We start from the raw sequence: 6,042 nt of genomic DNA on the forward strand, positions 1-6,042 counted from the left end.
GGCGCTAAAGCCGGGCGGCCCCTGTCCGAAAAGTCATTGCGAGGAAAGCAAGTCGCCGCAAACCGCCCCGGGAGAGGAGGTGCCGGTCAGCGAAGGGGGTGCGGCGGAGAAAAATTCCATGCGGCCGCCGCGGGCCGCAGACAATCCGCGGCGAAGGAAAACGAACCGCGGGCAATACCGCCCGCCGGGCCGGCAAGGAAGCCGCCCCGAACAGTTCAGGGAGGAAACATGGCCAACTTCTCGATCGTGACCAACATCGGCGCCCTCAACGCTCAGAACCAGCTGACCAAGACCAGCCAGGGCATGCAGAACACCATCGCCCGGCTGTCCTCGGGTCTCCGGATCAACGGCGCGAAGGACGACGCGGCGGGCCTCGCCATCGCCAACAACCTCAACGCGGACGTGTCGGCCCTGAATCAGGCCGTCCGCAACGCCAACGACGGCATCGGCGTCATCAACACGGCCGACGCGGCCCTCAACGAGACCGGCAACCTGCTGCAGCGCGCCGTGACCCTCGCCGAGCAGGCCTCCTCTGGGACGTCGGGCGCCGACTCCGGCACCGCCAAGACCGCCATCAACCAGGAATACCAGCAGATCCTCGCCGAAATCGACCGCATCGGGAACACCGTGACGTTCAACGGCCAGAACCTGCTGAACGCGGCCTCCAGCTCGGTCGACGTGCAGGTCGGCACGGGCAACACCTCGAACGACCGCGTGACGATCAACCTGACGCCGTCCGGCAACGGCCTCACCGCCACCGGCCTCGGCCTCACCACCGGTTCCGCCACCACCGCCCTGCAGACCGCCTCCGGCGCCCAGGCCGAGCTCGTGAAGGTCAAGTCGGCGATCGACAAGGTCTCCTCGATGCGCGGCACGATCGGTGCGGCCTACAACCGCCTCGAACACACGATCTCGGTCATCACGGTCCAGGCGGAGAACCTGAATTCCGCCCAGAGCCAGATCCGGGACGCGAACGTGGCCGAGGAAGTCGTGAACCTGACGAAGTACCAGGTCCTCAACCAGACCGGCCTCTCCGCTCTGGCGCAGGCGAACTCCAGCTCGCAGAGCGTGCTGAGCCTGCTCCGCTGACGTAGGCGCCGCCGGGGGGCGGGATTCCCCGCCCCCCGCGGGCGCTTCGCCGATGGGAGGCTGAACGATGAGCGCCAACATGATCGCCGCCGCGCCGCCGGCCGCGGCCTCCACGGGGCCGCCGGCGACATCCGCGCCCGACGCGGCCGCCGTCCGCGCCTCGGTCCAGCAGAGGGCCGAGGACCGCGCGGCCGAACCGCAGGTCGTGGCCGACACGCTCGTCCAAAGCAACGAGGCGTCCGAAAAGGCCGCCTCGCTTCGTCGCGTTCAGAAGGCGACGGCCGTCCAGGACGCGGCGAACCGCACCACCCGCCTCGACGTCCAGGTCGACGAAGATGGCGTCATGATGGTCAAGGTTCGCGACGCTCGGACCGATAAGGTTGTGCGAGAGATCCCCCCGGAGGATCTGGTCGAGTTCAGCCGGAAGATGCGGCGGTATCTCGGCCTCCTGATGGACAAGCGGGCCTGACCGGCCCGTCGGTCCCCGCGGGGTTCGCTCGCTGGAGGACCAGATGGCTTCGACCAGTTCGACGAGTTCGTCCACCGGGACGGGATCGGTCAACTTCAGCACCGGGCTCGCCTCCGGGATCGACTGGAGCGCCGTCACCGACGCCCTGATCAAGGCCGACAGCTATCCGCTCACCAAGCTCCAGAACGACGTCTCGAACTACACGACGCAGAAGAACGTCTTCAACGCCCTGAGCAGCTCGCTCCAGACCTTCGAAAGCAAGCTGAAGGCGATCAAGGACAGCACGTCGTTCGGCGGCAAGACCACCTCGATCAGCGACCTGCCCAGCGGTTCGGTCACGCCGTTCACGGCGACGATCGGTTCGGGGGCCTCCTCCGGCGACGTGAAGATCCGCGTCGAGAAGCTCGCCGCCGCGCAGCGCGTCCGCTCGAACGGCGTGTCCGACGCCTACGCGCCGCTCGTCGCGGACGGCCAGATCTCGATCAAGTCGGGGACCGACGACGCGATCACGATCGACGTCTCCTCCGCCAACGGCAACAACTCGCTGCAGGCGATCGCCGACACGATCAACGCCGCCGACAAGGGCGTCGCGGCCTCGATCGTCTCCGACGGGACGAACCAGCTGCTCGTCGTCAAGTCGACCGCCACCGGCGCCGCCAACGCGCTGACGATCACCGACACGACGAACCTCGGCTTGGCCGATAAGGCGAACAATCTCCAGGACGCGGCCGACGCCGTCGTCTGGGTCGACGGGATCCGCGTGACGTCGGCGACCAACAGCGTCTCCGGCGCGCTGGCCGGCGTGACGCTGAACCTGTCCGCGACGACCGACGCCGAAGTCACCCTGCACGTGGCCGACGACGTGGCCGGGACCAAGCAGTCGCTGCAGGACCTCGTCGACGCCTACAACAGCGTCAACGACCTCTTCCAGTCCCAGCTCGGCTCGTCCACGGCGCTCGCCAACTCCACCGTCGGCGGCAACGCGGTCTTCCGCTCGATCCAGACCCAGCTTCAGCAGATGCTGACCACGGGCGTCTCCGGGATCGCCGACGGCCAGATCTCGACGCTCGCCGAGCTCGGCATCCAGGTCGCCGACAACACCGGCAAGCTCGAGTTCAAGACCTCGCAGTTCGACAACATCGTCAGCCAAGGGCGCTACGACGAGGTCCAGGCCGTCCTCCGCTCCTCCGGCTCGACGACCGACAACTTCGCGACCTACATCTACGGCGGCTCGAGCGTCAAGGCCGGGACCTACGGGATCAACGTGACGCAGGCCGCGCGCCAGGCGACCGCCTCGGCGACGATGGCCGCGCCGCTCGCCGCCGACGAGACGCTCTCCGTCGCCCTCAACGGCGGGACCGCGGTCAACGTCTCCCTCGCTTCGGGCGACACCGCCGACGCGGTCGTTTCCAAGATCAACGCCGCGCTGAAGACCGCCGGCGTCTCGGCGCTCGCGTCCAACAGCAACGGCACGCTGAGCATCGCCTCCAACGCCTACGGCTCGGCGCAGTCGCTCACGGTGTCGAGCAGCCTCGACGGCACGGGGACCGGCTTCTCCGCCGCGGGCGCGACGGCGACCGGCGCGGACGTCAAGGGGACGATCGGCGGCTTCGCGGCCCACGGCTCCGGCCGCGACCTGATCGGCGACGACGGCACAGACGTCGCCGGCCTGACCGTCCGGATCTACGCGACCGACTCGATGGTGACGCAGAAGTCGGGGAACTTCGGGACCGTCGGCTTCAGCGCCGGCGCGGTGGACCAGTTCGTCGCCCAGATCGACGGCATCACCGACCCGCTGACCGGGACGATCCACGCCACCACGACCAACCTCGACGAACAGATCAAGGAAGCCAACGACCAGATCGCCACCGTTCAGGCGCGCCTCGACTCGAAGCGGGAGCTGCTCACGAAGCAGTTCTCGGCGGCGGAACAGGCGGTGAGCCAGCTCAACCAGCTGCTCGCCTCCTTGAACGCCAAGACCTCGTCGTCCTGATCCGCGGACGACGAGCAGACCAGACAGACATAAACGGCAGACGACGCAGGGAGAGATCAACGATGAGCTACGCGGCACTCGCTGACCGGGCCCGTTCGGCGTACCAGACGAACCAACTCCAGATGGAAGACCCCGTCGGCCTCGTCGTCCGGCTGTACGACGGCATGCTCAGCTTCCTGCGCCGCGGCGCGGAGCTGCTGCAGGCGCGGCAGATGGCCCCCGCGGCGGAGCAGATCCGCCGGGCGACCGACATCGTCGGCGAACTCCAGGCGGTCCTGAATCTCCGCGAGGGCGGGGAAGTGGCCTTCAACCTCGATCGGCTCTATTCCTACTGCCGGAGGCGGATCATGGAATCGCACCTGCAGGCCGATCCGGCGGGGCTGATGGAAGTCGCCCGACTGATGACGCCGCTGCGCGACGCGTGGGCCGAGGCCCGCGTCAAGCAGACCGGTCTCCCGCGCTGACCGCGATGGCCGCGGACCGCGCCACGACCGCCGCCCTCGCGCTGCGCGAACTCTGCCGCGAGGAGCGCCGTCTCGTCGAGGGGCGGCGGCTGCTCGAGCTGCCGCAACTCGTCGAGCGTCGGCGCGACGCGATGCGCGAACTGGCCGACTCGCTCCCGCCGGCCCCCGGGGCCGAGGGCGAGGTCCAGCGGATCCTCGCCGACGTGCAGCGCGAGGCCTCCGAGAACCTCGCCCTGCTGCGCTCGATCCAGGGGGAGCTGTCGGAGGAGATGACCGACGACGCCCGTCGGGGCCGAGCGGCCCGCGGTTACTCGCGCAACGCCTGACCACGGCGCGGGGACAAAAACCAAGGGCGGGCCGTTTCCGGCCCGCCCTTTTCTCGTCTTCGTCGGCGCCGCCGATCACTCGTCGTACATCGGCAGCCCCTTCTGGATCCGCTTGAGCTTCTCGACGAACGTCGTCCGCTTCAGCTCCAGCAGCTGCGCGGCGCGCGCCTTGTTGCCGTTCGTCAGTTCGAGGCTCTGCAGGATCAGGTTCCGCTCGACCTCCGACACGACGCTGCGGAAGTTGATGCCGTCCTCGGTCAGCGTGCAGGGCAGGACCGTGTTGAGCGGGCCGCCGGCCAGCTCCTCCGGCAGGTCGCCCGGCTCGAGCAGGATCCGGCCGCCCGACATCACGACCGCGTACTCGATCGCGTTCTCCAGCTCGCGGACGTTCCCCGGCCAGTCGTGCCGCATCAGGACCCGCATCGTCTCCTGCGTGATTTCCTTCGCCGGCAGGTTGTTGTGGTGGCAGTACTTCGCCGCGAAGTGGGCCGCGAGGAGCGGCACGTCGGAGCGGCGCTCCCGCAGCGGCGGAACGTGCACCGGGATCACGTTGAGGCGGTAGAACAGGTCCTCGCGGAACTCGCCCTTCTCGACCTTCGACTTGAGGTCCTCGTTCGTCGCGGCGAGGACCCGGACGTCCACCGGGATCGAGTGCGTGCCGCCGACCCGCTGGATCTGCCGCGACTGGAGCACGCGCAGCAGCTTGACCTGCAGGTCCGGCCGCATCGTGCCGATTTCGTCGAGGAACAGCGTCCCGCCGTCGGCCAGCTCGAAGCGTCCCGGCTTGTCGCGGTCCGCGCCGGTGAAGGCGCCGCGGACGTGGCCGAAGAGCTCGCTCTCGATCAGGTTCTCGGGGATCGCGCCGCAGTGGACCGCGACGAGCTTCCCGTTCTTGCGGCTCGGGTGGCGGTAGTGGAGCGCCTGGACGATCAGCTCCTTGCCGACGCCGCTCTCGCCGGTGATCAGCACCGTGCTGTCCACCTGGCAGACCTTCTCCAGCAGCTGGAAGACCCGCTGCATCGCCGGGCTCTTGCCGATGATCCGGTCGAAGCTGGTCCGCTCGAGCAGCTCGGTGCGCAGCCGCGAGTTCTCCTCGCGCAGCGCCTTGGTGTCCACGCCCCGCTCGAGGGCGAACCGCAGCTGGGCCATCGCGAACGGTTTGGGCAGGTAGTCCGCCGCCCCCTCGCGCATCGCCTCGACCGCGTTGTGGACCGAGGCGAAGCCGGTCATGATCAGGACGACTAGGTCGGCGTAGTGCGCCTTGGCTTGGCGCATCAGCTCGAGGCCGCCCATTCCCGGCAGCTTGAGGTCGGTGATCAGGACGTCGGCCGGTTCCTCGACCAGCATTTCCCAGGCCCGTTCGGCCGCCGCGGCGCCGCGCACCGCGTGGCCGATGCCCGTCAAATACTCGACGATGGTCCGCAAAAGGCCCGGGTCGTCCTCGGCAACGACAATATTCCAACGCTGTGGGTCGTTCGCCATGTCGTCCACCCGCCTTCCGCGCCTAAATGGGGGGCTGCGGCGCTCTGCCTGAAGACTATACATGGCCTTTTCTGGAAGAGTGTCAAGAATTCGACCGTCAGGAAGAAAATTCCCGTCCGGACCGTCGGGATTCCGGCGGGGCGGCAACAGTTGCCGCCGCGGGGCCGGGACGCGAAAAGTCCGCCGTTTCGGGCGGTTGGGCGACTTGGCGCGTCTCCC

General features: G+C 68.5%; 6 protein-coding genes. 5 read left to right on the forward strand and 1 reads right to left on the reverse strand.

Going from position 1 to position 6,042, the window contains the following annotated elements:
* Positions 1-228: 228 nt before the first annotated feature.
* The 5 genes from LLG88_09570 (at position 229) to LLG88_09590 (ending at position 4,341) form a co-directional block, all read left to right on the forward strand.
* Complete coding sequence (locus LLG88_09570) at positions 229-1,089, forward strand: flagellin FliC (protein ID MCE5247151.1); 861 nt, start codon at positions 229-231, stop codon at positions 1,087-1,089.
* A gap of 79 nt (positions 1,090-1,168) precedes the next feature.
* On the forward strand, positions 1,169-1,558 hold the full coding sequence (locus tag LLG88_09575) for a flagellar protein FlaG (protein MCE5247152.1): 390 nt from the start codon (positions 1,169-1,171) through the stop codon (positions 1,556-1,558).
* A 43-nt stretch (positions 1,559-1,601) separates the two neighbouring features.
* Positions 1,602-3,551: a flagellar filament capping protein FliD gene (gene fliD, locus LLG88_09580; GenBank protein ID MCE5247153.1), complete on the forward strand. Its 1,950-nt coding sequence runs from the start codon at positions 1,602-1,604 to the stop codon at positions 3,549-3,551.
* A gap of 62 nt (positions 3,552-3,613) precedes the next feature.
* On the forward strand, positions 3,614-4,015 hold the full coding sequence (gene fliS / locus LLG88_09585; protein MCE5247154.1) for a flagellar export chaperone FliS: 402 nt from the start codon (positions 3,614-3,616) through the stop codon (positions 4,013-4,015).
* Between the two features lie 5 nt (positions 4,016-4,020).
* Positions 4,021-4,341 carry a hypothetical protein gene (locus tag LLG88_09590; GenBank protein MCE5247155.1) on the forward strand — a complete coding sequence of 107 codons (321 nt, stop codon included), beginning with the start codon at positions 4,021-4,023 and terminating at the stop codon, positions 4,339-4,341.
* A 75-nt stretch (positions 4,342-4,416) separates the two neighbouring features.
* Here the strand turns inward: LLG88_09590 and LLG88_09595 are convergent, their stop codons facing one another.
* The gene (locus LLG88_09595; protein ID MCE5247156.1) at positions 4,417-5,823 is read right to left on the reverse strand and encodes a sigma-54 dependent transcriptional regulator; all 1,407 of its coding nucleotides are present in this window, start codon (positions 5,821-5,823) and stop codon (positions 4,417-4,419) included.
* Positions 5,824-6,042 lie beyond the last annotated feature (219 nt).

It is taken from the genome of bacterium (assembly GCA_021372775.1).
Lineage (GTDB): Bacteria > Acidobacteriota > Polarisedimenticolia > J045 > J045 > JAJFTU01.